The organism is Burkholderia sp. Leaf177 (assembly GCF_001424345.1).
Lineage (GTDB): Bacteria > Pseudomonadota > Gammaproteobacteria > Burkholderiales > Burkholderiaceae > Caballeronia.
In genome coordinates this window covers 575,012-598,553 of the sequence record NZ_LMPF01000023.1, presented here as the reverse complement: position 1 = coordinate 598,553, position 23,542 = coordinate 575,012, and the positions used below count along the sequence as shown (strand labels likewise).

The following is a 23,542-nucleotide window of genomic DNA, read 5'->3' as shown; positions in this document are numbered from 1 at the left end:
GGTTTTCGTGCGGCCGCTTTCATCCGGATCTCCCATGAGCACTGCCCCCGCCGCACCTGCCACGTCTGGCGCGCCCGCCGCGCCGGCACCGCCCGAACCCCTCAAAGGTGGCCAGCTCGTCCTGGCAACCATCGCCGTGGCTTTGGCGACGTTCATGAACGTGCTCGATTCATCGATTGCAAACGTCGCCATTCCGACCATTTCCGGCAATCTGGGCGTGTCAGTGGACGAAGGCACGTGGGTGGTCACCGTATTTGCCGCGGCCAATGCAGTATCGATCCCGCTGACCGGCTGGCTGACCCAGCGGATCGGCCAGATCAAGTTGTTTGTCGGCGCGATTCTTTTGTTCGTGATTTCTTCATGGCTGTGCGGACTTGCGCCGACCTTGCCAATCCTGCTCGCCGCGCGCGTGTTGCAAGGCGCCGTTGCCGGGCCGCTGATCCCGCTTTCGCAAGCCATCTTGCTGGGTTCATATCCGAAGGAGAAAGCGTCCATGGCGCTTTCCCTTTGGGCGATGACCGCGGTCGTCGGGCCGATTGCGGGTCCGGCTTTGGGCGGCTGGATCACCGATAGTTATTCGTGGTCGTGGATCTTCTACATCAACATTCCGGTGGGATTGTTCGCCGCGAGCGTCACGTGGTTCATCTACCGGAAACGGGAATCGGCGACGCGCAAGGCGCCTATCGATACAGTCGGATTGATGTTGCTGATTGCATGGGTTGCGTGCCTGCAGATCATGCTCGACAAAGGCCGCGACCTCGACTGGTTTTCGTCGCCGCTGATCGTCTGGCTCGGCATCATCGCGATGATCGCGTTTGCGTTTTTTGTGGTCTGGGAGTTGACCGAGAAAAATCCCGTAGTGGATCTACGCTTGTTCGCCGGACGTAATTTCTTTGGCGGCACGGTTGCCATTTCCGTGGCGTATGGCGTGTTTTTCGGCAATCTTGTGTTGTTGCCGCAATGGATGCAGCAATACCTCAATTACCGGTCGGTCGATGCCGGTCTCGTCACCGCGCCATTGGGTATTTTTGCCGTGATCCTTGCGCCGGTGATGGGCAAGGTTTTGCCGCGCACGGACGCGCGTGTGGTCGCGACGCTGGCGTTTATTGGCTTTGCGATCGTGTTTTATATGCGCTCGAAATACGTGATCGAAATCGATACCTGGCATCTCGTGCTGCCCACGCTGTTGCAAGGCATTCCGATGGCGCTGTTTTTCGTGCCGCTGACATCGATCATCTTGTCGGGATTGCCGCCTTCTAAGATTCCGGCGGCGGCGGGTCTATCGAATTTCGCGCGCGTGTTTTGCGGCGCTGTCGGGACCTCGTTGTGCGGCAACGCGTGGACCGACCGGATCGCGCTTCACCACGAACGGCTGACCGAGCAGGCGAATGCGAATAACCCCGCCTTCATGGCGTCGCTTCAGGCGTCGCAGAACACGTTGCACGTCAACGAAGCGCAGGCGCGCGGGTTGTTCGATTTCACCGTGAACACGCAAGCCGCGATGATGGGACTTAACGATATTTTCTTCGCTTCGGCCGTGATTTTCATTCTGATCATTCCACTGATCTGGATCACGAAACGCGCGAAAGGCGGCGGTGGCGGCGCGGCTGCGGGCGCGCACTGAGTCTGGAAACGGGGCTCGTTGATGACAACGAGCTCTGCTACTTTCTGAACGTGATGTGCGAGACGCGTCGCACCATCAATACAGCCGATAACGCGGCCACGGCGGTCAGCATCACGCCTATGTGAATCGATTGAACGAGCACTTCACGTGCGCTTTCGATCAGCGCCGGACCATCCAGTCCAACGGGCGCGAGATCGGCGAGAAGCTTTGATCGCAACGCGGTATCGATTAGAATGCGCGGATCATTAAACCTCGGCAGCCACGCCACGCTCGCCGGTTCGCCCAGGACGCGAAGCGTGCGCGTGATCACATCGCGGTAATGATGCTGAACGATCGTCGCGACCACGCTGGTCCCAAGCATCCCGCCCACCATGCGCGTGGATTGCAATAAGGCCGTGGTAATGCCGAAGCGCTCGCGCCCGGCGATTTCCTGGCCGAACACATTCAGGTTGTTCAAAATGAAACCGAGGCCAATGCCGATCCCGGCCATCGGTATCTCGATCCAAATATGCGGCGTCGATGCGCTCGCAAACGAAAGCGCGATGCACGCAAACAGCAGCAGCGTAAAACCGATGGAAAGAATCATGGTCGGCTTGCGCAAATGAATCACGATCCGCGTATTGATAAAGCTGCCAATGGCGATAAACATTGCGATCGGCGTGGCGAGCAAACCCGCTTCTTGCGGCGATAAACCAAACCCGCCCTGCAACAATAACGGCGCGAAGAAGATCAGCGAGAACATCACGAAGCCGGATAGCACGGACAACGTGAACAGGGTCACGAGTTGCGGGTCCTTGAACAGATCGAGGGGAATGATCGGATGTGTCGCGCGCCGTTCGCACATCAACAACGCAACGGCGCCGATCACCACGCAGAGTGCAAGAACGATATTGCCGGTCGTCAAGCCACTCTTCGGCACGCCTTCAATGAATGCCTGCAGCCCGCCGAGAACCAGCGCAACGAGCGCCGCGCCCATCCAGTCGATCTTCACCGCGCCCTCGCGCGGGCGCCGATAGTTCGGCAAATGCGCCCAGATGAAATAAAACGCGGCGATACCCACCGGCAAGTTGATCAGAAACGTCGAGCGCCATCCCCAGTGCTCGCTCATCCAGCCGCCAAGCGAAGGACCGGCCGCCGTGCCAATCCCGTACGACGCCGCCATGACCACCTGCCAGCGCACGCGCAGACGTGGATCGGGGAAAAGATCGGGAATCGATGCAAACGCGGTCCCCACCATCATGCCGCCGCCGACGCCTTGCAAGCCGCGCGCGATGACCAGGAACAACATGTCGTTGGCCACGCCGCACAACACCGACGCCGCCGTGAACGTGACGACCGCGGCGATCACAAAACGCTTGCGCCCGAAATAATCGCCGAGCCGGCCGAACACCGGCACCGTCACCACCGATGCCAGCAAATACGCGCTCGCAATCCACGCGTAGTACTCGAAGCCGTGCAACTCCGCGACGATGGACGGCAGCGCGGTACTCACCACAGTCTGGTCGAGCGCGACGAGCATGTTGACGAGACCGATGCCGAGCATCGCCAGAAGGGCATTTCTAAAAGGAAGGGGCGAAGCGGTATGCGGGTCGGTGCTGGCGGCGGCTTGGGACACGGGCAGAAAATAGGCAGATAAACAAAGACAAGGGCTGAATTGTATGACGCCATTAATTCACCGGCCGCGCGGCGATCTAATAAAGGAACGATCAGCAATAACTACAGTCGGACAAATGAAAGCACGTTGTTTTAACCGAGGAAGGAGAATCGTATGTTCAACCGAATAGTCGTTGCTATCGACGGCAGCCGTACATCGAGCCGTGCATTCGCCACCGCGCTCGAACTCGCCGCCACGCACCACGCAGTGCTACAGCCTTTCTACGTAATCGACGAGGCGCCGATTTACTACGATGTCCCCGGCTACGATCCTTCAATACTTCGCACTCAGCTCGCCGATCAGGGCGTGACCCTCGCCGCCGAAACCAACGCTGCAATGAAGCAGCGCGGCGTGGAAGGCCAAGTGCTGGTAAGCGAGGCATCGTCAGCCGAAGATGTTGCCGAACTCGTGTTGAAAGCGGCCGCAGCGTTCAACGCAGACTTGCTCGTTATGGGCACGCACGGACGCAAAGGTTTTCAACGGCTGATACTCGGCAGCGTCGCGGAACGTTGTCTCCGGCAGGCAACCTTGCCGGTGCTGCTGATTCCATCGGCGGCAGGCGGGCCGGAAGTCGAGGCGCAGGTCGCGGCCTGAGCTTTGGACCAATCGGCGCGCGGTACGGCCAGCCGCGCGCCATTGCAATAAGTTGTGCGTGACGTTTTGCCACCCGAAACGGCATGGCATCGATGGGACAATTTCCTTGTTCCAGATCAAGGTTTTATAAATTGTTCACATAACCGAGCATGCCATGCAGACCCTGCACGAGACTTCCGCCATCGCCCTTTCCGCCGGCCCGCGCCACGCCGCGCACTGCACGACATGCTCGTTGCGGCAATACTGCGTGCCCCAGGGCCTGTCCTCCGGCGACACCGACAAATTGCAATCCGTCATCGTCAACGCCCGCGCAATCAAGCGCGGCGAAACGCTGTTTCGTATCGGCGATACATTCGATGCAATCTATGCCATCCGCTCAGGTTCGCTCAAGACGGTCATAACCAGCGCAAACGGTCGCGATCAGGTCATGGGCCTGCATTTGGGCGGCGATGCCCTGGGCCTCGAAGGTTTCGACGACGGTCACCATGCGTGCCGCGCCGTGGCGCTGGAAGACAGTTCCGTGTGCGTGGTTCCCCTCACGGCTTTTGAGCGCGCCTGCCGCGAGTCCAGCGCAATCCAGCGGCGCTTGTTGCAGTTGCTAAGCCGCGAAGTCGTCCGGAAATCTGCACAAACCGTGATTCTCGGCACCTTGCGCGCGGACGAACGAGTCGCCGCACTGCTGCTCGATCTTTCTTCGCAGCTGACGCGCCGCGGTTATGCCGGCAACGAATTCAACCTGCGCTTCACGCGCGACGACATGGGCAGTTTTCTTGGTATCACGCTGGAAACCGTCAGCAGGACGCTGTCGCGTTTTCAGGCGAAAGGGCTCCTTCAAGCCGACGGCAAGTTGATCCATATTCTCGATTTCGACGGCCTCCGCGCCGTCTGAAGAAAGCGGCGTTTGCAAGTCGGCCGCGGTTCAAGCACGCCTGGCATGTCCTCTGCTACGATTTATCGTTTCGCACGGCCACTGCCCGGAGAAAAGAGCGATGAATCGCGAACCTACCCCGCTGCACCCGCTGCTTGTCCGCCTGCGCGAGGCGCGTCAAACGACTGACGCGCTTTTTGACATCGTCAAGCCTGAATTCCTGTATGAGCGGCCGATTGCCGAGCGGCATCGGATCGTGTTTTACATCGGCCATCTTGAAGCGTTCGACCGGAATCTCTTCGATCAACGCCTCTTCGACCTTCCCAGTCCCAACGCCGAGTTCGACCAGTTGTTTGCGTTCGGCATTGATCCTGTGGATGGCGGCCTGCCAACCGATCAGCCACACGACTGGCCGGCGCTTGCGACAATCCGGGCATACGTGAAGCGTATTCGCGATGATATCGACACACGTTTCGACCCCGTCGATATTACAAACCGTGCAGACACAGATGGCACTTTCGCCGCGTCCGATATCAAGCCGGAGACACTGCTGGAAGTCGCGATCGAACACCGGCTAATGCACGCCGAGACGCTCGCCTACATGCTGCATCAGTTGCCTCTGCATCAGAAAACCGGCCCGGATGTGACCGAGCAGGAAGCCCGGCATCCGCTCAGTACCGACGCCATTCGCGAAATGATCCACGTGCCCGCCGGCACGGCAACGCTCGGCCTCACGCGCGAAAGCGGAACTTTCGGCTGGGACAACGAGTTCGGCGAACACAAGGTGGACGTGCCGGCATTCCAGATGGATCGCTACATGGTCACGAATGCGGATTGGCTCGACTTCATGCGGGCCGACGGTTATTCGAACCGCGATCTCTGGCGCGATGCCGACTGGGCGTGGCTCGAAAGCGAAGGTATCGACAAACCCGCATTCTGGGTCCGCGATCCCTTAAATTCCGACGCGTGGAAGCTGCGGACCATGTTCGACGAGATCGCGTTGCCCGCCGACTGGCCGGTGTACGTGAGCCACGCCGAAGCCAGCGCGTACGCGAAGTGGGCGGGCAAATCGCTGCCAACGGAAGCGCAATGGCAGCGCGCGGCCGAGGGTGCGCCGCACGCGCAAAACGGCAACTTCGATTTCCGCCGATGGGAACCCTCGCCCGTGCAAGCGCATCCGGAGAATCGCAGCGCGGCCGGCGTAGCGGGGCAATTCGGTAATGGTTGGGAGTGGACATCGACCGCGTTCGGGCCGTTACCTGGGTTTGAACCGTTCTCGTTTTATCTGGGCTACTCCGCGAATTTCTACGATGACCAGCATTACGTGCTCAAAGGCGGTTCGCCGCGCACGGCGGCATGCATGCTCCGGCCGAGTTTTCGCAATTGGTTCCAGGCGCATTATCAATATGTCTACGCGGGGTTCCGCTGCGTCCGTGCTGCCTGAGAACGCTTGATCAACAACGAAAAAAACCGGCCTGAAGGGCCGGTTTTTTCTTTCTAACACCATTCGAAGTCGATCAGTAATACGGATACGGTGCGTAATAAACCGGTCGCGGCGGCGCGTAGTAGACCGGCGGCGGCGGTGCGTAATAAACCGGCTGAGGCGCATAGACTTGCGGCTGCTGAATCGTATTGCCCTTCGACGTCATGCATTGCGCATACGCTGCATCGTATTGGCCTTGCAGACCCGCGGCCGAGTATTGAGCGCTATTCGCGCCCGCTGCGCTGCCAACCAGCAACCCGCCGCCTGCGCCAATCGCCGCGCCCGCACCCGGATTCCCCGCCGCCGCCCCAATCAAGGCTCCCGCTGCCGCGCCGCCAAGCGTGCCGAGCACGCTGCTGTTGACGCTGTTCGTGGTTGCCGCCTGCGCCGCGCCTTGCGGATTGCCCGCCTGGAACGCGTAATTGCGGCATTCATAGTCGTCCGCCTGGAATGTGGCGAGCGGTTCGCCCGACCGCGGCAACGCAACAATGCTCGGACCGCTCGGCGGCACGACTGCGCAGCCGCTGACCAGAATCACGCCGCCGAGCGCGGCGATGCTGAGTAACTTGCCTGAGTTCATATCGCAACAATCCAAAGTGCCGAAGTCACGAAGTTAGAGCAATTCAGGGACCAATTGGTTACTCAATGGTTACTAATCATTTCTTAACGGCTCCGATTTCGCGTGGCCGGCATTGCGAGCAATTAAAACTATCAGGAAAGTCAGGATCTTCACATTAGAAGATGCACTTATTACATCGAGATCCGCGAAGGCCGAGTATGGAGCCATCAAATGTTATCGATCCATCATCCATACGATGGAAACGTGACAACAAAACGTGCGTTTTCTCGCAATGCACAAAAAATCGCAGGCATCGCCTGACGAAGGAGACATGCGACATGAGTGAGCCATCCGTGGCCGCTTTATCGCCCGATATGGCCGCGCCCTTGATCCGCGTGGCCGGCGTCACCAAGCGTTTTGGCGGCGTGCAGGCGCTTCGCGGCGTGAACCTCGAGGTGCTTCCTGGCGAAGTCCACGCGCTGCTGGGCGAAAACGGCGCGGGGAAATCCACGCTCATCAAGATCCTGAGCGGCGTGCATGCATGCGATCAGGGCGTGATCGAGATCGACGGCGCGCGCGTTGCATTCGATTCCCCCGCCAGATCGCGCGATGCCGGCGTCGCGGTGGTCTATCAGGACCTGAGCCTGGTCGAATCCATGTCGGTCGGCGCGAACCTGATGCTCGGCCGCGAACCGCGCACACGTCTCGGCTTTGTCAAAAAGCGCGAGCTCATGGCGCGCGTCGGCGAATTTTTGAAAGCGCATGGCATTCCGCTCGATCCGCGCGCCATGGTCGGATCGCTGCCGTTTGCGTATCGGCAAATGACGGAAATCTGCAAGGCGCTGATGGGCGACGTGCGCGTCCTGATCCTCGATGAACCCACGTCCGCGCTCACCGGCGGCGAGGAGGAAATCCTCTTCAAGGCAATCCGCACGGTGACGGATCGTGGCGTGGGCGTGATCTACGTGACGCATCGGCTCAATGAAGTCTTCCGGATCTCGCAGCGCGTCACCGTGTTTCGCGACGGCGCCAACGCCGGTTCTTACACGACCGCGCAGACGAACATGAAGGAGCTGGTCGCGGCAATCGTCGGACCCGGGCATGCCGCAATGCACGCGCGCGAGGTCGCGGCCGGCACGCCGCGCGAGCTTGCTTACGAGATCGACAACAAGCCCGTTCTCACGATGTCCGGCATCAGTAACGATCGTCTGCACGACGTCAGCCTCACGGTGCGCGAGGGCGAGATCCACGGCCTCGCCGGACTTATAGGAAGCGGCCGAACCGAGATTCTGCAAACGCTCTTCGGGCTGCGCGAAGTTGCACAAGGGACGCTCGCAATCAACGGCCGAAACGTCGAACGTCTGACGCCCGCCGCCGCGATCAAGCTCGGCATTGCGCTCGTACCGGAAGACCGGCACGTGGAAGGGCTCGTGCTCGATCATTCCATCGAACGAAACTTGACGCTGCCGTGGCTCACGCTTTTTTCACGCGCGGGCTGGCTGCAAAGCCGCGCCGCCGCGCAACAGGCGAAGACCGCGATGAAACAGCTCGCCGTAAAAGCGCCCGGTCCTTCGACCCAGGTGAAATTCCTCTCGGGCGGCAATCAGCAGAAAGTCGTCTTCGCGAAATGGAATAGCCCGCGCCCCGCGCTTCTTCTTCTCGATGAACCCACTGTCGGCGTGGATGTCGGCGCGCGCGAAGAGCTCTACGCCGTGGTCCACGACGCCGCGCGCGCAGGCACGGGCGTGCTCGTGGTGTCGTCGGATCTGGACGAACTCCTGCGCCTGTGCGACCGCATTTCGATTGTCGTGGATGGCGCCATCGTCAATACGGTCGATCGCGAAAGCGTGAGCAACGCCGAGGCGCTGCACCACTTGATCCAACTCCCTCGTTTCCAGGAAGAGCCCGCAACATGAACGACTCCGTCACGCCGCTCGCGGCCGACCCGCTGACCGCGCAACCGCCAAGCCGTGCGTTGCGGCTCGCGCGACTTTTGTTGCAGGGCGAACGGCCTTACATGCTGTACGTGGCGTTTGCGATCCTGCTGGTCGTGTTCAGTTTCGCTTCGCCGTGGTTTCTTTCCATCGATAACTTTCTGAACATCGGGCGGCAGACCGCGCTGGTGTCGATCATCGCGATCGGCATGACGTTCGTGATCATCGCGCGGCAAATCGATCTGTCAGTTGGCTCGACGTTGGCGCTTTCGGGCATGTCCGCCGCGCTCGCGATGGCGCATCTCGGCGACAGCTGGATGATCGGCGCGATTGCGGGGATCGGGACCGGTGCGATCGTGGGCGCAATCAACGGCGTGGTGGTCACGCGGCTGAACATTCCCTCGTTTCTCGTGACGCTCGGCACGCTCAGCGCGGCGCGCGGCCTGGCGCTTCTTGTCACGACCACCAAGCCGGTCATCATCACGAACGACTCGTTTGTTTCGATCTTCGGCGAGGGCGATATCTTCGGCGTACCGGTACCGATTCTATGGACACTGCTTGCGGTCATGGGCGGCGTCCTGCTGCTGCACTACAGCGTCTTCGGACGACGGGTGTATGCAGCCGGCGGCAACCCGACGGCCGCGCTCTACTCCGGCATCAACATCCGGCGCGTGACAACGATCACATTCATTCTCACCGGCGCGCTTGCGGGACTTGCCGCGCTCGTACTCGCCGCACGTTCGCATGCCGCGCGGCCCGACGTGGTGCAAGGACTCGAACTCGATGTCATCGCCTCCGTCACACTCGGCGGCTGCAGTCTTTTCGGCGGACGCGGATTCGTGCTCGGGACTTTGTTAGGGAGCCTTATCATCGGCACGCTAAACAACGGGCTGGTACTGCTTGGCGTGAGCTCGTCGCTTCAATTGGTCATCAAGGGCGCGATCATTGTGGCGGCAGTTGCATTCACAAAGAAATAACGAGGCACGTCGATGACTCGTGATGTGGGAACCGTGACAAGACATTGCATGGTTCCGTGGCGGTGTGGTCAAAACTCAGTACACAAAATCAACGGAGACAAATCATGAATCATCGTCGTTTATCAACTCTTGCCGTTGCGCTGACCAGCGTGGTGGCCGCGCTTTGCACCACCACCGCGAGCGCTCAATGCGTGACGGGCCTGCCGGTGGCATCGATCGGACCTTCGACCATCGTGGGACAAGGGCCGAACGGAGAAAAAGCTGCATCGGTCGATACAGTCAAGCTCACCGCCGCCGAAACCGACAAGATCAAGGCCGGCAAATACAAGGTCGGCATTTCCATGCAGACCATGAACCTCGACTGGGCACAGTTGCAAGTGGCGGGCATCACGGACACGCTCAAGAAATACAACGTGGAAGTGATCGGCGTGGCGTCGGCGGAGTATCAGGTCGACAAGCAGATTGCGGATATCGAGAACACGATCCAGCGGCATCCTGACGGCATCATTTCCATTCCCGTCGATGGCACCGCGACCGCCGCGACCTATAAAAAAGTCTCGCAGGCAGGCATCAAACTCGTGTTCATGGACAACGTTCCGACAGGTCTCAAGCATCCCGAACAATATGCCGCCATGGTCTCCGCCGACAGCGAAGGCAACGGCCAGATCGCGGCCAAGGTGCTGGCTTCGTGCGTGGCGAAGGGCGGCACGATCGGGCTGGTGAATTTCGGCGTCGATTATTTCAGCACGACAGAACGCACGAAAGCGGTCAACGACTGGATGAAAAAGAACCGTCCGGACATCAAGATCAAGCAGGTTGCGTTCACCGATCCGTCGAAGGTCGGACAGATCGCCGGCGACTTCCTGACCGGCAATCCGGACGTCAAGGGTCTCTTCGCAGTTTGGGATCAGCCGGCGCTCGACACGCTCACGTCCATGCGCGCGCAAGGCGTGACCATTCCGATGACAACCGTCGATCTCGGTCTCGAATCTGCAATTGAAATCGCAAAGGGCGGACCGCTGAAGGCAACGGGCTCGCAGCGTCCCTACGATCAGGGCGTGGCTGAAGCCATGGCGATGATGAAGGCGATTCTCGGCCAGACACCACCGGCGTGGATCGGCGTGCAGTCGTTGCCCGTCGTGCAGTCGAACGTGCTCGAATCCTACAAGACCGTCTTTAAGAAAGATCCGCCCGCGCCGCTGGCGGACGCTTGCAAGAAGGCAGCGCCTGCGTGCGGCTGACGCGTCGATTTGTTGCGTAGAACATGGTCCCGGCAGCGCATCGACGTGCTGCCGGGCCTCCGTGGTCAACCCTGCCAGTGAATGGCGCGCCTTCTTTCACGCAAGATCCTCGCATGACCAAGAACGAACGACTGCGCACGCTTGCCGAGACGCTGCGCGAGCAAAGCGTATTGCGTTTGCGTGAAGCCGCGACGCTGCTGGATGTATCGGAGATGACGGTGCGCCGCGACATTGCCGCGAGCCCGGGCATGTTCACGTATCTCGGCGGTTATATTGTGCGGACCTCCGATGTACCCAACCACACGAGCTACACCATCGATGAGGAAAAGGATCACTTCGCCCAGGCGAAAGCCGAAGCGTCCGCAACGGCTGCGCGAATCATTTCAGACAACGAAACAATATTTATCGACTGCGGTACGACGCTGACTAACCTCGCGCGCATGATTCCGGCGGACCTGCACCTCACGGTAGTGTGCTATTCGCTGAATATCGCCGAAATCTTGCGGCGCAAATCCAATGTGCGGATGATCTTGCTGGGCGGCGTGTATGCGCCATCGTCGGATTCGTTCGCGAGCGAGGAAAGCATCGACACGCTCAAGCGCATGGGCATCAACAAGGCTTTCATGTCAGCCGGCGGCGTGGATGAAACGCGCGGCGTGACCTGCTGGAACTTCCACGAAGTGGGAATCAAGCAAGCTGCCATGGCAAGCGCCGTGGAAAAGCATCTCGTGATCGATACCAGCAAGATGGGCAAGGTCAAGGCCGTGCGCTTCTCGCAAATCGGCGATTTCGATTCGCTGATTACCGAACGCGGCCAGTTGCTGCGCCCACTGGGTGAGTGAATCAGGCGAAGCCGAATGTCAGACTTGTAGATCGAAATCCATTGGTGATATATTACATATCAATGTTTTGCCAATCTACACAGCACGTCATCAGGTCCGCGATGCTCGATCCCTCGTTGTTCGGCCGTCTACCATTTACGCCCGCGGAGCCCGTTGAAGGGCCGCTGCCGGCCGGCCGCAACCATCTGCATATAAGCACCGAGCGCGACGCGGTCTTGTTCGTGCCAACCGCGCTCGGTGCGCTCGACCCGGTCCCGTTGTTCGTGATGTTCCACGGCGCTGGCGGCTTTCCAGAGAAGGTTCTGCCGTTCCTGGAAGCACATGCCGAGCGCGACAAATTCCTGATCCTCGCACCGCATTCAACGTATGCAACATGGGACATCGTGATTGGCGGCAGCGGTCCGGACCTCGAGCGTCTGCAGCAGGCACTGGTCGAGGTCACATCGCATTACCGCATCGATAATCGTCGTATAGCGTTCGCAGGGTTTTCCGATGGCGCAAGTTACGCTTTATCAATTGGCATTACTAACGGCAATATCGCAAGTCATGTGATCGCATTTTCCGGCGGTTTCATGTCCGTCTTCATGCAGGAGGGTGCGCCGGAGGTTTTCATAGCGCACGGCCTGCGCGATGAACAACTGCCCATCGAAACCAGCGGCCGCGCGAACGCCGGAAAATTGAAGGCTGCGGGTTACAACGTGCAGTACGTCGAGTTCGATGGCTTGCATGTCATTGAACCGGACGTTGTCAGCATGGCGGTCCAGTTTTTTCTCAAATAGCGGCGGGTCGGTGTCTCGGGAGCGTGTTGATGGACTTTGAAATACCTGAATCGCTCGTTCATCCACTGCTCGCGATGATTGAAGCCGAATCGCCGCTCGCACGGCAACTGAACGAACATGGTGTATGTCATGGCGCCATGCTCGTGTCGAGCAAGCTGTTTGATTCGAAGTCATTGAACACGCTGTTCACTTTGAGCAAGGCGAATAACGAAAGCGCGCTGATGTTCCAGATGCTCGCGCTCGACAATATTTATAACGCACCACAAGCTCGTACCATTCCGGCGCTCGATCAGACGGTGCCGGGGCTCATCGCTTATCTTGCGCGTGATGTTATCGATGGATGGCTGTATAAGCGCGCGAAGGACGGCACGCTTTTGCCTTGGCTCGTGCATCGCATGCGTTACGTCGAGCCCGAGCAAGGCGCGCCGTACGTGGTTGTCGACATGCTGGCCAACACGATGCAGTCGGCCAATTCGGAGCGCACCGATCCCCAGATGCGTCTTTCGGGTATGACGACGTCGCTCGTGATCAACCGGCATGACATTGTCAACCGCACCATTCCAGAACTGCTTTCAGAGTTTGGATTTTATAAAGAGTGCGCGGAATTCAAGCGTGAATACGAACAACATGCGCAGCGCTTCCTTAAGATCCAGCCACGCTTTGGCGCACAGTTCGTCATTTCGAAGGCGGCGTTTACCGTCGATACAAAAGGCGCTGCTCAGTTCACGCGTATTGTGGAAGGTGTCAGCGCGAAGTGCATCAACGACGAAGAGATGCTGGAGCGCCGTTTTCAGATGACTGCCGATGCCGAGTTCTGGCGCAGCGCGAACGTGGAACACGGCTTCGAAAAAGTCCCGCTGCATTGCTACGTGTATCTGTTTCATCTCGAATGGCATCGCAACATCTGGGTTCACGCGCAGCACATAGCGGAATATGAATACCGGCCCGAGCTGCGCGACAAGCTCGTGCTGCCCAAGCACCATCGTGATCTGATCGATATCCTGACATCGAAAAATCGCGTGTTCGTGCAGGACTTCGTGCCCGGCAAGTCGAGCGGTACGACCATCCTGTGCCAAGGCGCGCCGGGACTCGGCAAGACGCTGACCGCGGAGGTCTATTCGGAAGTAGTGAGGAAACCTTTGTACCGCGTGCATTCCGGGCAGTTGGGAACAACGGCGGCATCGGTCGGCGCTACGCTGTCCGGCATATTGCAACGTGCGGTACGCTGGGATTCGATCCTGCTTCTGGACGAAGCCGATGTCTACATTCGCCGCCGGGATAACGATCTCGAACACAACGCTATCGTTGCGGAATTTTTGCGCACGCTCGAATATTTCAGTGGTCTGCTTTTTATGACGACCAATCGCGTGGACGATGTCGACGACGCGATCCTGTCGCGTTGCATCGCCAAGATCCAGTACGAGACGCCGTCTAAGACGGACGCAATGCTGCTTTGGAAATTGCTAGGCGAGCAGTTGGGCGCGGATCTCGGCAGCGATCTGATCGAAGCGCTGACAAGTACATACCATCGAGCGAGCGGACGAGATATCAAGGAACTTCTCAAGCTGACAACGCGTTACTGCCGCGCGAAAGAGATTCCGCTTTCGGAGGACGCGTTCAGGATGTGTGCGCTATTTCGCGGGCATGCCTGAGGTCGCTGTGCAAGGCGACTCGTTCAGGCCTCAAGGAATATGCGCGCGAATGACACGAGCAGGCGAATAAAAATCACGGTAACAACCCAGCGGCGCGGTAGGCCGTCACTGCCTGATCGTAAAGTGCAATGTCCCCTCGTCCTCGGGCAACAAGCTGAGCACCTTCAACAGCCGCGTAGATTGCAAGCGCTTGATGCCGAATTGCCTGCTTACTCGCCTTGGTTTTTCTACGTGACAGCACTTCTGCAAGCCACTCGATATTGACGCTGATGAAGTGATTGACTTCCGCGCGCACTTCGTCGGGCAAGTCGTCATGTTCGGCAGACATCAATCCCACAAGGCACATCCGGTTCTCGTTCACCAGCGCCGCCCGGAATATCCCCGCATAAGCGTCGATGCATTCGCGGACCGTCCTGGACGTCGCGAGTATCTGTTCGAACGCTGCGATGCCATCTTCCGTATAACGTTGTGCGAGCGCTGCGCCAAGGTCGCCCTTGGTCGGAAAGTGATGATGGATGCTTGCACTGGACACCCCCACTTCCTTGCCGATTTCCCGAAAGCTCAGTGCGTTGTAGCCATTGCTCTGCACCATGAGACGGCCCACGCTCATGATTTTTTCCCGCGTATCGATATTGGCCATCAGGAATTTCCTCGGTCTGAAAACAACCCTGATTATATCTCTATCGATAGATAACTCGAACCGGCGCCTTATCTATCGATAGATTGTTGTTGACAGCGCGTTCGTGAGGTCCTAATCTTCGCTGAACCCATTAACCTATCGATAGATAAGGAACTGATCATGAAGATTTACGACACCCCGGGCTTCCCGAATCCGGCACGCATCCGCATCGTACTCGCGGAAAAGGGTCTGGACGCCCAGATTGAATTTGTCAAAGTCGATCTGATTGCCGCCGAGCATAAGCAAGACGCTTTCCTTGCAATCAATCCTACGGGTACGGTTCCGGTGCTCGAACTCGACGACGGCACCATCATTTCCGAAAGTGTTGCGATCACCGAATATCTCGACAATCTCGACGGCAACCCCACGCTTACCGGCAAGACGCCCAAGCAGAAAGCTATCATTCACATGATGCAAAAACGCGCGGACGACCAGCTTATCGATGCGATCGGCGACTATTTCCACCACGCAACACCCGGGCTAGGCGATCGCCTGCTGGCTTATAAAAGTCCTGAATGGTCGCACAGGAAGGAATGGGGCGAGCGCCAGCGAGAAAAATTCGTACGCGGCATGAGGTATTTCGACGGCGTGCTGAAAACGCAGCCGTACATAGCAGGCGACGAATTTTCGATGGCCGATATCACGGCTTATGCCGCGCTTTTGCACGCCGGTTTTACGACCGTGACCATTCCCGATGATTGCACTGCGCTTGCCGCTTGGCAGAAGAAGATTGCAGAGCGGCCCAGTGTCAAGAATCGGAGTGGGCAGGCTTAGTTCGGCTGCGTCAGGTTTCCCTCCGATCGATAAGCTTCACGAATCGATCGGAGAATTAGCCCTTCCGTTAGGCAACCTGAAGCACATTGATCACACGTTTAGCTAGGAGCGGTGCGGTATTACGGCCGTATTCCGCCATATGGGCGGACGCTGCATGCGCCTTTAACGCATCAACGCTTTCCCAGCGTTCAATGACTAAGAACGTGTCGTCTCCAAGCGGCGTCTGGATCGCACCGGCCCCGGGTACATCGATCACAGCCTCGTAGCTTATACATCCCTGTTCCGCCAGGACTGCCGGCTGGTTCTTGCTGAACAACGCGAGCACGTCGGCACGCTTGCCCGGGTTTGCAGTGATAGTGGCAATGACATGAATCATCCAATCTTCTCCAATGTGATCAAGGAACGCGTTGAATGATAATCCCGTTCTTGTGAACGCATATCCCGTGCATCAATACGTTCGCAAGATCGCCCTCACCGGACTTGCATCGAGCGTGGTCAACTTCAAAGGCAACGCGATCAACTCGTAGGTTCCATTGGGAACGTCATCGAGTATCAGGCCTTCGAGAATCGCCATCTTGTGCGCACGGACGCGATGGTGCGCGTCCATTGTCTTCGACTCTTGCGGATCGAGCGAAGGTGTATCGACTCCTATGAGCCTCACGCCGCGCTCAGCGAGCCAGTCGATTGCATCGGCTGAGATTGCCGCGAACTCATTGTCCCATTTGGCAATTGGCGCCTTTGCGTAAGTCCGGATCAGCACGCGCGGGGAAAGTTGCAAGCTTGCATTGAGCAACGCAGATTCGATCTCTTCAATGCTGATATGCGAAGTCTTTGGCTCGACCGCAAGGACCACACACTCCCCTATGTACACGTCCAGCGCGACTGCGCCAATGGCGTCGCCGTGCTGGTCATAATGCAACGGCGCGTCGGCGTGTGTTGCGGTGTGCGGCGAAAGCGTCATGCGTCCGACATTGACCGGCGAACCCGCTTCCATCGTCCAGACTCGTTCGAGCGTGACGGGGGTATCGCCGGGCCAGACTGGCGTATCTGGACCAATGGGAGCGCTGATGTCGAAGAGCGTTTGCGGCATGATTTTATCCGTTGAGTTCATGCCAATTTTACGAGAAAGCCCTTGGTGATTGTTTGCAAAGCGCCAGGCGAGATGGATACTTAGTCGAATAAAAGCGGTTCAAGCCCAACAAGCTTACGAATTAATGCTCAAAAAACGCGCCTCATCTTAGTGCGAATTCATGCGACTCGATGCCTTGCTCTGGTGCATTGATTCGTGCGGTTTACTACATGCGCTTTGTATTGCTACACTCGATTCATTCGCGGCCGTCTCACTGGAGAGTTCGACATCATGTCCTACATCAGCGTCGAGATCAGGGCCTACGACGAAGCACGCAAAGTGATCACCGTCGCGTTCAGCGAGAAGTGGCCCGTTGCCCTTTCCTCGGCGGTGATCGCCGAGTTGACGCTCGACGACTGCGACACCATCGTCCGCGATGGTGAACTCGAGAATTCCGGCCTTACGGAAGATGAAGCATGTGTGCTGCGTATGCTGTTCGAGGACGAAGGAACCATCGAGGATTGCCTGACCGATCCCGCGCGATTGATCGGCTGCGTGAACGAGATGGATGAATAGATTCATGATTGAGTCCACGATTATCGACGGCAGTTTCTGAACCGGCACGCATCCTGATTGTTTGGTCAAATCCGCAGGATTTGGTAAAGCGGACTGTGATACTTTGATCGGCATTCGGCTTCCGGATTTTATCGATAGTCATGAATGACCTTCTCAACCGGGCACGTTACGAAACACGGCTCAACCGCGTTCTCGACCATATCCACGATCACCTCGACGAACCGCTCGACATCGGCCGGCTGGCTGACATTGCCTGTTTGTCGCCGTATCACTGGCACCGCATTTATCAAGCGATGTACGGCGAAACCGTAGCCGCCACCGTGCGCCGTTTGCGGTTGCACCGGGCTGCCGGGTTCCTTGCGAATGGCGACATGCCCATTGCCGAGATTGCGGCGCGCTCGGGTTATAGCAGTTTGCAATCGTTTTCACGCACGTTCAGATCGGCGTTCGGCATGCCGCCGGCACAGTATAGAAACGAAGGCCACCATATTCGCTTTCGGACAGCCATGACAGGAGACAATCAAATGACCTCACATGAAGTGACCATTCGCGACATTCCGGCAATGACCGTGGTTTCTATCGATCACTCAGGACCCTATATGCAGATTGGCAAGGCGTTCGATTCGCTGATCGGCTGGCTCGCAAGCCGCGAATTGCTCTCGCCGGAAATTCGCATGATAGGGATCTATTACGATGACCCGGGAATTGTTCCGGAATCCGAATTAAGGTCGAAAGCCGGTGTGGTATTGCCGCGCGATATAGACGTTGCTCCACCCGTCAGCTTAACGCACGTACGCGGCGGCCAATACGCCGTGCTGCGTCACAAAGGACCTTACAGCGACATGCGCGCGGCGTATGAATGGCTCTATGGAGCGTGGTTGACGCAATCTGGACGTGAAGCCGCCGACGCACCCGCCTTCGAAGCGTACCTGAACAATCCGAAAGAGACGGCCCCAGCCGATTTACTCACCGAGATTTGCTTGCCGCTCGTTTAAGCATTGTCGCGCAGGGCAAGTATCAGGAAGTCGATAAACGCCTTGACGCGCGCTGTGGTCTGCAAGTGCTGCGGAATGACCGCATAGATATCGGCGCCCGGCGTGCGATATTCCGGCAGCACGTGAAGAAGCCTGCCATCGCGCAAATACTCTGTTATATCCCACTCCGCGCGCAGCAGGATGCCGTGCCCCTCGAGCGCCCATTTCACGGCGATCTCGCCATCGTTCGTGGTCAGGTTGCCTCGAACGCGGACGCTATCCGTTTTCTCCGCGGCACCGTGGCCGCTTATCAGCCGCCAGATGCCGTAGCCGTCGTCGCCCTGACGTATGCCGATGCAATTGTGCTGCGCCAAGTCATCGGGCGTTTGCGGAAGCGGACGATCGGAAAAATAGACTGGAGCAGCGCAGAGCAAGCGCCGGTTGGGCGCAATTTGCCGCGCAATGACGCGCGCGTCAGGCGGCTCGCCGAAGCGCACACAAACGTCGAAAGCATTCTCGCTAAGCGGCGGCGGATCGACCGACAATTGCAATTGAACATCGACTTCTGGATAGATCCGCACGAAGCGCGAAATTGCCGGTGCGATGTGGCTTCTGCCAAAACCAAGCGTTGCATTGACGCGCAACAGACCCGTTGGCGCAGCGGACGCGCCGCCTAGCAATTGCGCGAGCTCATCCATTTCCATCAAGATGCGCCGCGCGCGCGCCACGTAAATCTCGCCTTCGGGCGTCAGGCTCATTCGTCTAGTGGTTCTGCTTACCAGAGCGACACCTGCCCGCGCCTCCATTTGCGCGAGATGCTTGCTGACTGCTGCGGTACTTAATCCCAACTCGCGAGCGGCGGCTGTAAGGCTGCCACTGCCGGCGAGTATTGAAAAGAAGCTCAAGTCTTCTGCCTGGATTGGAGAGGTCATCTTATTGGCGCTAAGTGGCTACAAGCAAAACCTGATTCTTAACTCCAGGTTAAGAACGATTTAAGTTTAGCAGCGTTTAACGGGCGCTATTGCGCCTTAGGATGCAGCAGACGTTCAATCCGCCAAGAGACGACTATGAAGAATTACCGCATCGCAACCATTCCGGGAGATGGAATTGGCAAGGAAGTGGTCCCCGCCGGGCAGGAAGTGCTAGAGGCGCTTGCGTTGCATACAAGCGCGTTCGGATTCGAGTTCGAAAATTTTGAATGGGGCGGAGATTACTATCGCGCGAATGGTCTGATGATGCCGGACGACGGCCTCGATGCACTACGCGATAAAGACGCCATTCTTTTCGGCTCGGCCGGAGATCCGGACATACCCGACCATGTCACGCTCTGGGGTCTTCGTCTAAAGATCTGCCAGGGTTTCGATCAATACGCGAACGTGCGCCCAACGCGCATTCTTACGGGCGTCGATGCACCGCTTAAGCGATGCGGCCGGGATGATCTCGACTGGGTGATCGTCAGGGAAAATTCCGAGGGCGAATATGCGGGCATTGGCGGACGCGCGCATCAAGGGCATCCAATAGAAGTTGCCACCGACGTTTCCATGATGACGCGTGCCGGTGTCGAGCGGATTCTTCGCTTCGCATTTCGCCTAGCTGCGTCGCGTCCCCGCAAGCTGTTGACCGTCGTTACTAAAAGCAATGCGCAGCGTCACGCCATGGTGATGTGGGACGAGATCGCGCTGCAGATCTCGAAGGAATTCCCTGACGTTACCTGGGACAAGGAACTCGTCGATGCCGCCACCGCGCGCATGGTGAACCGCCCCGCGACGCTCGACACTATCGTGGCGACCAATCTTCATGCCGATATCCTGAGCGATCTCGCCGCGGCGCTTGCCGGTAGTCTCGGCATTGCGCCAACGGCCAACCTCGATCCGGAACGCCGCTATCCGTCGATGTTCGAACCCATCCACGGTTCGGCGTTCGACATCATGGGAATGGGGCTCGCGAACCCGATTGGCACCTTCTGGTCTGTCGTGATGATGCTCGAGCACCTCGGCGAAATGGAAGCAGCCCGCAAGGTGATGACCGCGATCGAGCGCGTGATGGCGGACCCTTCCTTACATACCGGTGACCTGGGCGGCAAGGCCACGACACGACAAGTCACCGATGCCGTCTGTGCCCTGCTTGCGTCGCATGAAACGAATGCGCCGCAGACAGCCTGAGCTTGCGGGCGCGCGGGATATCCCTTGCGCGCAAGGATCGCGAGCCGTGTGTAGACTTGATGAGTCGAAAAAATGACAGCAACCGCGTGCATTCAAACACCTCATGACCGTCCACGGTTTTCGAGGCAAAGTACAAGGAGACACCCAATGTGGTTTGTCGGAAAAAGCGAACTGCTTTCACTCATTGAACGTCATTGTCTCGATGAGGTCATGCCTGCGTTCAGCGAGCACCGTACCGTACGAAAAAACACCACCATTTATCGGCCGGAAGATTCGAGCAATCATGTTTATTTGCTGAAGAGCGGTAGCGTGCGGCTATTTCGGCTAACCGAAGACGGACAGGAAATTACTCTGTCGTTCATCAAGGCGGGTATGTTGTTCGGCGACGGCGACGTGCTGAACGAAGCTAACTACTCGCACCATGCGCAGACGCTTGCACCCAGCATGGTTTGCTACATTCGCAAGGCAGATTTCAAGCAATTGCTTGCACGCTACGACGTCATCAATCAGTTCGTTTTGGAAAGTCACTATCGCCGATGGCAAGAAGCGCAGCAGCTTATAGAAAACCTTTCCTTGCACGATGTCCGCAAGCGCCTCACCAACATCCTGGTGATGTTCGCTAACCAGATTGGCGTTGAATTCGATTACGCGGACGCGGGCGACTCGGTGCTTATCGACTTGTCGATTCCGCAGGACAAGCTGGCCGAATTCATTGGCACGTCGCGCGAGTCGGTCAACCGGCATTTCAACGACCTGAAAGCCGAAGGATTGACTGCCATGCATGAACGCAAGATCGTGCTGACGCCGACTTTCGTCGAGCGTTATTTGCCGCACAAGGCGCCGGCCGCGCCGCGCGTCATGCCGGCGGCATTCGCAACGCCGCCGTCACCGTTCAGCGTGCAATACGTCAAAGCGCCGCTAGCGCGCGTTTAACCGCCTCCACGCCGCTGCGCGGACTGGACAGGACTGGCACGCGCAAGGTTCCAAGCGAAGGCACCAGGCGCGCCATGGACACCTGCGCAAGCACCACGACGTCGACTTCATCGGCGAGCGCGACGATCGCCTGTTTGAGGATCTCGTCGTGGCGCGCGCCATCTCCTGCCAGCAAGGCCTCGAACGCGCCTTCCGCGATCCGCTCGGTCACTTCAACGGTTCGGCCCAGTTCCACTGCCTTCCGGCGGATCAGGCGAACGGTAGGGTCCAGTGTCGTAGAGACCGTCGCCACCACGCCGATACGCTGGCCGATCGCGCTTGCTTCCTCGGCCATCGATTCGTCGATCTTGACGATCGGCGTGCGGATAAAACCTTTAAGCGAATCCGATGCCTCGCCTACCGAAGAACATGCGTTAAGAATGATGTCCGCACCCATTGCCTGCGCATTCGACATATAGCTGTAAATGCGGCTCGCGACTTCCGGCGTCAGATGCCCGGCCGCGCGGACGTCGTTGAGCAAGCTGTCGTCCATGATGTTGATGACGCGCGCGTCCGCAATCAATTCATTGAGCTGTTCCTTGATGGGTAAAACGGTTACGGGTCCGGTGTGAATCACAGCAATTGTCGTCATGGCTTTTGGTTGGGTTCGTTAGAAAAATTCATGCGGTGGCTGCGGCCATCACGCGTTCTTGAGTTGCCTCGGCGCGCGTCATTTCGCCATTCAACTGACCTTCACGCACGATCAAGATCCTGTCGCTGACGGCAAGCACCTCGAGCAGATCCGACGAGATCACGATGATCCCGATACCTTGCGAAGCCAGCCGCGCGAGCAGCGCATGCACCTCGGCTTTCGCGCCTATGTCGATACCGCGCGTGGGTTCATCGACTATCAGCACCTTGGGATTTCGCGCCACCCATTTGGCGATCACGATCTTCTGCTGATTGCCGCCACTCAGATTGACAACCTTCTGCTCCGTGCCCGGCGTCTTGATACCCAGGCTTCGCACGAATTGCTTGCAGCTCTCCTCTTCCTTCGCGCGCTGCAAAAATTGAAAGGGCGAATAGCGCTTCAAATGCGTGAGGCTGAAGTTTTCGCGCACGCTCATTCCAAGCACGAGTCCTTGCGCTTTGCGGTCTTCCGTCACAAAGCCGATGCCATGTTCTATCGCATCGTGCGGATTGCGGATGGTCACGGTTTTCCCATCGACCGCGATAGTTCCAGTGCATGGACGAATGCCGAAGATCATTTCCATGATTTCCGTGCGCCCCGATCCGACCAACCCCGCAACCCCGAGGATCTCTCCGCGATGCAACGTGAAGTTGATATCTTTGATGCGCGCATCGCCACCCTTGGCCGCGCGTAACGACAGATCACGAACCTGTAGCACCGGAACGTCGCTTGCATGAGAACTGGCTGAACCAGGGTACAGGTCGCTCAGTTCACGATCGACCATCATGCGAACCAGCGAGTCGCGCGTGACGTCGGCAATAGGCGATGTATTCACGGTACGGCCATCGCGCAGAACCGTCACGTGATCGGCCAGTTCGAAAATCTCTTCAAGCCTGTGCGAGATATAGACGACCGCGATATTCCGCTCGCGCAGCCGCTTGATCAATTGCAGCAACGTGCGCGTTTCATGGTGGCTGAGCGATGCCGTAGGTTCATCCATGATGATGACCTTCGACTGATGCGCGAGCGCCTTGGCAATCTCGACCATCTGTTGTTGCCCGACGCTCAACTCACTTACACGCGTTCCAGGATCGACATCCAGTTCGATGGTTTCGAGCATGGCCCTCGCTTCGCGTTCCATGCGCGGACGGTCGAGCAAACCCAGCCGATTAACTGGTTCACGCGCGAGAAATAGATTCTCCGCCACGCTCAGGTTTTCGACGACCGACAACTCCTGATAGATGATGCCGATACCAAGCGCGCGTGCATGGTTGCCATCGCGTATCTCGATCTCGCGGCCTTCTATCAGGATCTTGCCGCCAGGGTCAGGCGCGTAGATACCCGTCAGAATTTTCATCAACGTGCTCTTGCCCGCCCCGTTTTCTCCGGCAAGCGCGAGCACTTCGCCTTGCCGGATTTGAAGGTTCACGCCATCGAGCGCCTTCACGCCGGGGAAGGTTTTGGAAATAGCGTGCATTTCCAGAAATGGCGTTGCCAT

Annotated in this window: 23 protein-coding genes; 15 read left to right on the top strand and 8 right to left on the bottom strand. The window is 58.1% G+C overall.

Annotation, left to right across the window (positions count from 1 at the left end; all coding sequences use genetic code 11):
- Positions 1–34: 34 nt before the first annotated feature.
- Positions 35–1,624, top strand: a complete 1,590-nt coding sequence (locus ASG35_RS23750) for a DHA2 family efflux MFS transporter permease subunit (RefSeq protein WP_056363460.1) — start codon at positions 35–37, stop codon at positions 1,622–1,624.
- A gap of 37 nt (positions 1,625–1,661) precedes the next feature.
- Here ASG35_RS23750 and ASG35_RS23745 read toward each other — a convergent pair whose 3' ends face one another.
- The gene (locus ASG35_RS23745) at positions 1,662–3,167 is read right to left on the bottom strand and encodes an MFS transporter (protein ID WP_056363458.1); all 1,506 of its coding nucleotides are present in this window, start codon (positions 3,165–3,167) and stop codon (positions 1,662–1,664) included.
- A gap of 225 nt (positions 3,168–3,392) precedes the next feature.
- Here ASG35_RS23745 and ASG35_RS23740 point away from each other — a divergent pair, with 225 nt between their 5' ends.
- From ASG35_RS23740 to ASG35_RS23730, 3 genes are all read left to right on the top strand, one after another.
- Positions 3,393–3,872, top strand: coding sequence for a universal stress protein (locus tag ASG35_RS23740; RefSeq protein ID WP_056363456.1), 480 nt, complete (start codon positions 3,393–3,395; stop codon positions 3,870–3,872).
- 154 nt (positions 3,873–4,026) lie between these two features.
- Positions 4,027–4,761, top strand: coding sequence for a helix-turn-helix domain-containing protein (locus ASG35_RS23735; protein ID WP_056363454.1), 735 nt, complete (start codon positions 4,027–4,029; stop codon positions 4,759–4,761).
- A 100-nt stretch (positions 4,762–4,861) separates the two neighbouring features.
- Positions 4,862–6,184, top strand: a complete 1,323-nt coding sequence (locus ASG35_RS23730) for an SUMF1/EgtB/PvdO family nonheme iron enzyme (RefSeq protein WP_056363452.1) — start codon at positions 4,862–4,864, stop codon at positions 6,182–6,184.
- A gap of 73 nt (positions 6,185–6,257) precedes the next feature.
- Here the strand turns inward: ASG35_RS23730 and ASG35_RS23725 are convergent, their stop codons facing one another.
- Positions 6,258–6,803, bottom strand: a complete 546-nt coding sequence (locus ASG35_RS23725; RefSeq protein WP_056363450.1) for a YMGG-like glycine zipper-containing protein — start codon at positions 6,801–6,803, stop codon at positions 6,258–6,260.
- 317 nt (positions 6,804–7,120) lie between these two features.
- Here ASG35_RS23725 and ASG35_RS23720 point away from each other — a divergent pair, with 317 nt between their 5' ends.
- The 6 genes from ASG35_RS23720 (at position 7,121) to ASG35_RS23695 (ending at position 14,207) form a co-directional block, all read left to right on the top strand.
- Complete coding sequence (locus ASG35_RS23720) at positions 7,121–8,698, top strand: sugar ABC transporter ATP-binding protein (protein ID WP_056363448.1); 1,578 nt, start codon at positions 7,121–7,123, stop codon at positions 8,696–8,698.
- Complete coding sequence (locus ASG35_RS23715) at positions 8,695–9,693, top strand: ABC transporter permease (RefSeq protein WP_056363446.1); 999 nt, start codon at positions 8,695–8,697, stop codon at positions 9,691–9,693. The genes ASG35_RS23720 and ASG35_RS23715 overlap by 4 nt, the downstream gene beginning before the upstream one ends.
- A 104-nt stretch (positions 9,694–9,797) precedes the next feature.
- Positions 9,798–10,934: a substrate-binding domain-containing protein gene (locus ASG35_RS23710; protein WP_056363443.1), complete on the top strand. Its 1,137-nt coding sequence runs from the start codon at positions 9,798–9,800 to the stop codon at positions 10,932–10,934.
- A gap of 113 nt (positions 10,935–11,047) precedes the next feature.
- Positions 11,048–11,776, top strand: a complete 729-nt coding sequence (locus tag ASG35_RS23705; RefSeq protein ID WP_056363441.1) for a DeoR/GlpR family DNA-binding transcription regulator — start codon at positions 11,048–11,050, stop codon at positions 11,774–11,776.
- Between the two features lie 101 nt (positions 11,777–11,877).
- Positions 11,878–12,555, top strand: coding sequence for an alpha/beta hydrolase (locus tag ASG35_RS23700; RefSeq protein ID WP_056363439.1), 678 nt, complete (start codon positions 11,878–11,880; stop codon positions 12,553–12,555).
- A gap of 29 nt (positions 12,556–12,584) precedes the next feature.
- Entirely contained in the window at positions 12,585–14,207 is a 1,623-nt protein-coding gene (locus ASG35_RS23695; protein WP_056363437.1) for an ATP-binding protein, read from the top strand.
- 73 nt (positions 14,208–14,280) lie between these two features.
- Here ASG35_RS23695 and ASG35_RS23690 read toward each other — a convergent pair whose 3' ends face one another.
- Positions 14,281–14,847 (bottom strand): TetR/AcrR family transcriptional regulator, encoded by a 567-nt coding sequence (locus tag ASG35_RS23690; protein WP_156393328.1) that lies wholly within the window; start codon positions 14,845–14,847, stop codon positions 14,281–14,283.
- 159 nt (positions 14,848–15,006) lie between these two features.
- Here ASG35_RS23690 and ASG35_RS23685 point away from each other — a divergent pair, with 159 nt between their 5' ends.
- Positions 15,007–15,660 carry a glutathione S-transferase family protein gene (locus tag ASG35_RS23685; protein ID WP_056363433.1) on the top strand — a complete coding sequence of 218 codons (654 nt, stop codon included), beginning with the start codon at positions 15,007–15,009 and terminating at the stop codon, positions 15,658–15,660.
- Positions 15,661–15,727: 67 nt separating this feature from the next.
- Here the strand turns inward: ASG35_RS23685 and ASG35_RS23680 are convergent, their stop codons facing one another.
- Entirely contained in the window at positions 15,728–16,036 is a 309-nt protein-coding gene (locus tag ASG35_RS23680) for a putative quinol monooxygenase (protein ID WP_056363431.1), read from the bottom strand.
- A 72-nt stretch (positions 16,037–16,108) separates the two neighbouring features.
- Entirely contained in the window at positions 16,109–16,750 is a 642-nt protein-coding gene (kynB, locus tag ASG35_RS23675) for an arylformamidase (protein ID WP_056363859.1), read from the bottom strand.
- Between the two features lie 270 nt (positions 16,751–17,020).
- Here kynB and ASG35_RS23670 point away from each other — a divergent pair, with 270 nt between their 5' ends.
- Both ASG35_RS23670 and ASG35_RS23665 read left to right on the top strand, forming a co-directional pair.
- Entirely contained in the window at positions 17,021–17,305 is a 285-nt protein-coding gene (locus tag ASG35_RS23670; protein WP_056363429.1) for a hypothetical protein, read from the top strand.
- Positions 17,306–17,445: 140 nt separating this feature from the next.
- Entirely contained in the window at positions 17,446–18,300 is an 855-nt protein-coding gene (locus ASG35_RS23665) for an AraC family transcriptional regulator (protein ID WP_056363427.1), read from the top strand.
- On the opposite strand, the gene ASG35_RS23660 is transcribed toward ASG35_RS23665, so the two are convergent.
- Entirely contained in the window at positions 18,297–19,211 is a 915-nt protein-coding gene (locus ASG35_RS23660; protein WP_056363425.1) for a LysR family transcriptional regulator, read from the bottom strand. The two genes, ASG35_RS23665 and ASG35_RS23660, sit on opposite strands and share 4 nt — an antisense overlap.
- 135 nt (positions 19,212–19,346) lie before the next feature.
- Between ASG35_RS23660 and ASG35_RS23655 the strand changes: the two genes are divergently transcribed.
- A complete protein-coding gene (locus ASG35_RS23655; RefSeq protein ID WP_056363424.1) occupies positions 19,347–20,441 on the top strand; it encodes a tartrate dehydrogenase in 1,095 nt (364 codons plus the stop codon).
- Between the two features lie 147 nt (positions 20,442–20,588).
- Positions 20,589–21,374 (top strand): Crp/Fnr family transcriptional regulator, encoded by a 786-nt coding sequence (locus ASG35_RS23650; protein WP_056363423.1) that lies wholly within the window; start codon positions 20,589–20,591, stop codon positions 21,372–21,374.
- Here ASG35_RS23650 and ASG35_RS23645 read toward each other — a convergent pair.
- Together ASG35_RS23645 and ASG35_RS23640 are read right to left on the bottom strand one after the other, a co-directional pair.
- Positions 21,349–22,005: an aspartate/glutamate racemase family protein gene (locus ASG35_RS23645; RefSeq protein ID WP_056363422.1), complete on the bottom strand. Its 657-nt coding sequence runs from the start codon at positions 22,003–22,005 to the stop codon at positions 21,349–21,351. The two genes, ASG35_RS23650 and ASG35_RS23645, sit on opposite strands and share 26 nt — an antisense overlap.
- A 28-nt stretch (positions 22,006–22,033) precedes the next feature.
- Positions 22,034–23,542, bottom strand: coding sequence for a sugar ABC transporter ATP-binding protein (locus ASG35_RS23640; protein WP_056363421.1), 1,509 nt, complete (start codon positions 23,540–23,542; stop codon positions 22,034–22,036).

Coding starts and splice junctions, on each gene's coding strand:
- ASG35_RS23750 (WP_056363460.1), top strand. CDS start 35: ATGAGCACTGCCCCCGCCGCACCTGCCACGTCTGGCGCGCCCGCCGCG.
- ASG35_RS23745 (WP_056363458.1), bottom strand. CDS start 3,167: ATGCTCGGCATCGGTCTCGTCAACATGCTCGTCGCGCTCGACCAGACT.
- ASG35_RS23740 (WP_056363456.1), top strand. CDS start 3,393: ATGTTCAACCGAATAGTCGTTGCTATCGACGGCAGCCGTACATCGAGC.
- ASG35_RS23735 (WP_056363454.1), top strand. CDS start 4,027: ATGCAGACCCTGCACGAGACTTCCGCCATCGCCCTTTCCGCCGGCCCG.
- ASG35_RS23730 (WP_056363452.1), top strand. CDS start 4,862: ATGAATCGCGAACCTACCCCGCTGCACCCGCTGCTTGTCCGCCTGCGC.
- ASG35_RS23725 (WP_056363450.1), bottom strand. CDS start 6,803: ATGAACTCAGGCAAGTTACTCAGCATCGCCGCGCTCGGCGGCGTGATT.
- ASG35_RS23720 (WP_056363448.1), top strand. CDS start 7,121: ATGAGTGAGCCATCCGTGGCCGCTTTATCGCCCGATATGGCCGCGCCC.
- ASG35_RS23715 (WP_056363446.1), top strand. CDS start 8,695: ATGAACGACTCCGTCACGCCGCTCGCGGCCGACCCGCTGACCGCGCAA.
- ASG35_RS23710 (WP_056363443.1), top strand. CDS start 9,798: ATGAATCATCGTCGTTTATCAACTCTTGCCGTTGCGCTGACCAGCGTG.
- ASG35_RS23705 (WP_056363441.1), top strand. CDS start 11,048: ATGACCAAGAACGAACGACTGCGCACGCTTGCCGAGACGCTGCGCGAG.
- ASG35_RS23700 (WP_056363439.1), top strand. CDS start 11,878: ATGCTCGATCCCTCGTTGTTCGGCCGTCTACCATTTACGCCCGCGGAG.
- ASG35_RS23695 (WP_056363437.1), top strand. CDS start 12,585: ATGGACTTTGAAATACCTGAATCGCTCGTTCATCCACTGCTCGCGATG.
- ASG35_RS23690 (WP_156393328.1), bottom strand. CDS start 14,847: ATGGCCAATATCGATACGCGGGAAAAAATCATGAGCGTGGGCCGTCTC.
- ASG35_RS23685 (WP_056363433.1), top strand. CDS start 15,007: ATGAAGATTTACGACACCCCGGGCTTCCCGAATCCGGCACGCATCCGC.
- ASG35_RS23680 (WP_056363431.1), bottom strand. CDS start 16,036: ATGATTCATGTCATTGCCACTATCACTGCAAACCCGGGCAAGCGTGCC.
- kynB (WP_056363859.1), bottom strand. CDS start 16,750: ATGCCGCAAACGCTCTTCGACATCAGCGCTCCCATTGGTCCAGATACG.
- ASG35_RS23670 (WP_056363429.1), top strand. CDS start 17,021: ATGTCCTACATCAGCGTCGAGATCAGGGCCTACGACGAAGCACGCAAA.
- ASG35_RS23665 (WP_056363427.1), top strand. CDS start 17,446: ATGAATGACCTTCTCAACCGGGCACGTTACGAAACACGGCTCAACCGC.
- ASG35_RS23660 (WP_056363425.1), bottom strand. CDS start 19,211: ATGACCTCTCCAATCCAGGCAGAAGACTTGAGCTTCTTTTCAATACTC.
- ASG35_RS23655 (WP_056363424.1), top strand. CDS start 19,347: ATGAAGAATTACCGCATCGCAACCATTCCGGGAGATGGAATTGGCAAG.
- ASG35_RS23650 (WP_056363423.1), top strand. CDS start 20,589: ATGTGGTTTGTCGGAAAAAGCGAACTGCTTTCACTCATTGAACGTCAT.
- ASG35_RS23645 (WP_056363422.1), bottom strand. CDS start 22,005: ATGACGACAATTGCTGTGATTCACACCGGACCCGTAACCGTTTTACCC.
- ASG35_RS23640 (WP_056363421.1), bottom strand. CDS start 23,542: ATGGCAACGCCATTTCTGGAAATGCACGCTATTTCCAAAACCTTCCCC.